The organism is Croceitalea sp. MTPC5, assembly GCF_036985505.1.
In the GTDB taxonomy this organism is placed as follows: domain Bacteria; phylum Bacteroidota; class Bacteroidia; order Flavobacteriales; family Flavobacteriaceae; genus Croceitalea.
The window spans coordinates 2501-5454 of the sequence record NZ_BTGQ01000011.1 but is presented as its reverse complement, the minus strand read 5'-3'; the positions used below and the strand labels follow the sequence as shown (position 1 = coordinate 5454).

General features: G+C 50.4%; 2 tRNA genes and 2 rRNA genes (1 of these 4 cut by a window edge). All 4 read left to right on the top strand.

The annotated features are described in order from the left end of the window. Window positions 1-142 precede the first annotated feature (142 nt). Window positions 143-1664 (top strand): 16S ribosomal RNA (locus tag AACM45_RS20050). A gap of 116 nt (window positions 1665-1780) precedes the next feature. Then, window positions 1781-1854: transfer RNA gene (locus AACM45_RS20045), tRNA-Ile, on the top strand. A 168-nt stretch (window positions 1855-2022) separates the two neighbouring features. After that, window positions 2023-2099: transfer RNA gene (locus tag AACM45_RS20040), tRNA-Ala, on the top strand. A gap of 223 nt (window positions 2100-2322) precedes the next feature. After that, window positions 2323-2954, top strand: a 23S ribosomal RNA gene (locus AACM45_RS20035) (it continues 2189 nt past the right edge of the window). Together the 16S and 23S rRNA genes with 2 tRNA genes alongside form the textbook arrangement of a ribosomal RNA operon.

The following is a 2954-nucleotide window of genomic DNA, read 5'->3' as shown; positions in this document are numbered from 1 at the left end:
TTTTTTTTCGAATTGTCCGTAGTAATAAAGAAGTTCATATACATATTGAAATAGACAGCGTAAAAGAGAATAAACAAGAACCATTTTGAAGTCAAGGAACTTAGAGGGGTTGATGAAGGTATCGCGAGATATTTAACGATCAACAATGAAGAGTTTGATCCTGGCTCAGGATGAACGCTAGCGGCAGGCCTAACACATGCAAGTCGAGGGGTAACATTGGTGCTTGCACCAGATGACGACCGGCGCACGGGTGCGGAACGCGTATGGAACCTACCTTTGTCAGGGGAATAGCCCAGAGAAATTTGGATTAATGCCCCATGGTAACATTAGATCGCATGATCAGGTGTTTAAAGATTCATCGGACGAAGATGGCCATGCGTACCATTAGCTGGTTGGTAAGGTAACGGCTTACCAAGGCAACGATGGTTAGGGGCCCTGAGAGGGGGATCCCCCACACTGGTACTGAGACACGGACCAGACTCCTACGGGAGGCAGCAGTGAGGAATATTGGACAATGGGCGGGAGCCTGATCCAGCCATGCCGCGTGCAGGATGACGGCCCTACGGGTTGTAAACTGCTTTTATACGGGAAGAAACCCGCCTTCGTGAAGGCGGCTGACGGTACCGTAAGAATAAGGACCGGCTAACTCCGTGCCAGCAGCCGCGGTAATACGGAGGGTCCGAGCGTTATCCGGAATCATTGGGTTTAAAGGGTCCGTAGGCGGGCGTATAAGTCAGTGGTGAAAGTCTGCAGCTCAACTGTAGAACTGCCTTTGATACTGTACGTCTTGAGTTATAGTGGGGTTGCCGGAACATGTGGTGTAGCGGTGAAATGCATAGATATCACATAGAACACCGATCGCGAAGGCAGGTGACCAACTATATACTGACGCTGATGGACGAAAGCGTGGGGAGCGAACGGGATTAGATACCCCGGTAGTCCACGCCGTAAACGATGGATACTAGCTGTCGGGACTTCGGTCTCGGCGGCCAAGCGAAAGTGATAAGTATCCCACCTGGGGAGTACGTTCGCAAGAATGAAACTCAAAGGAATTGACGGGGGCCCGCACAAGCGGTGGAGCATGTGGTTTAATTCGATGATACGCGAGGAACCTTACCAGGGCTTAAATGTAAGTTGCATGGGGCAGAGACGCCCCTTTCTTCGGACCACTTACAAGGTGCTGCATGGTTGTCGTCAGCTCGTGCCGTGAGGTGTCAGGTTAAGTCCTATAACGAGCGCAACCCCTACCGTTAGTTGCCAGCATGTAAAGATGGGGACTCTAACGGGACTGCCGGTGCAAACCGTGAGGAAGGTGGGGACGACGTCAAATCATCACGGCCCTTACGTCCTGGGCTACACACGTGCTACAATGGCCGGTACAGAGGGAAGCCACCACGCAAGTGGGCGCGGATCTATAAAACCGGTCACAGTTCGGATCGGGGTCTGCAACTCGACCCCGTGAAGCTGGAATCGCTAGTAATCGGATATCAGCCATGATCCGGTGAATACGTTCCCGGGCCTTGTACACACCGCCCGTCAAGCCATGGAAGCTGGGGGTGCCTGAAGTCCGTCACCGAGAGGAGCGGCCTAGGGCAAAATCGGTAACTAGGGCTAAGTCGTAACAAGGTAGCCGTACCGGAAGGTGCGGCTGGAACACCTCCTTTCTAGAGACGATGCGCCTTATCGGCCCCGTTCTTTGGTCGAGGGATGGTTTTTGTCCTTTTATGTTGTCTATCGATATGTTGTTAAGATATTGTACTGTTAAGAAACAGGCCAAGACAGTCTCATAGCTCAGCTGGTTAGAGCGCTACACTGATAATGTAGAGGTCGGCAGTTCGAGTCTGCCTGAGACTACTTATTGAGTACGAAGGCGAAAGTTGGAGGTACGACGTTCATTTAATTGAAATATTGAAGAGGAAATTTTAGAGGTTGAGAAGCTTAGTTTTAAGTGTTGAGTGCCGGTTTTTGAATAACGGCACGCACAACTAAAAACTCAAAACTAATAACTCAGAACTTTTATTTGGGGGATTAGCTCAGCTGGCTAGAGCGCCTGCCTTGCACGCAGGAGGTCATCGGTTCGACTCCGATATTCTCCACCAGGGCCCCCTCCGGCTCCCCTAAGGGGGGAGAGTTGAAGGGATACCTTCTCCCCATTGGGGAGATTGAGAGGGGCTTTAACGTTCATTGACATATTGGGACATATTATAAAGACACGAGTCATTTATAATAAGTTAAAAGAAGAAACTTAAGTAGTAGAATAGAATACATAAGTATAAGTAATATTAAGGATTACGAGAGGGCACCTGTACCGCGAGGTACGGTGCGACAAGCAAAATAAGGGCGTATGGGGAATGCCTAGGCTCTCAGAGGCGAAGAAGGACGTGATAAGCTGCGAAAAGCCACGGGGAACTGCACACGAGTGTTGATCCGTGGATATCCGAATGGGGCAACCCACTATGTTGAAGGCATAGTATCCGCAAGGAGGCGAACCCGCTGAACTGAAACATCTAAGTAGGCGGAGGAAGAGAAAACAAAAGTGATTCCGTTAGTAGTGGCGAGCGAACGCGGATTAGCCCAAACCAAGGTTGTTCCGGCAACCTTGGGGTTGTAGGACCACGATATTCGGACCATAATGAACTAGAACGCTTTGGAAAGAGCGGCCATAGACGGTGATAGCCCGGTATAGGTAAGGCGTGGCGAGATAGTGGTATCCTGAGTAGCGCGGGGCACGTGAAACCCTGTGTGAATCTGTGGGGACCATCCCATAAGGCTAAATACTCCTGAGAGACCGATAGTGAACCAGTACCGTGAGGGAAAGGTGAAAAGAACCCTGAACAAGGGAGTGAAAAAGATCCTGAAACCATACGCCTACAAGCGGTCGGAGCCCATATGGGTGACGGCGTGCCTTTTGCATAATGAGCCTACGAGTTACTTTTACCGGCAAGGTTAAGCAC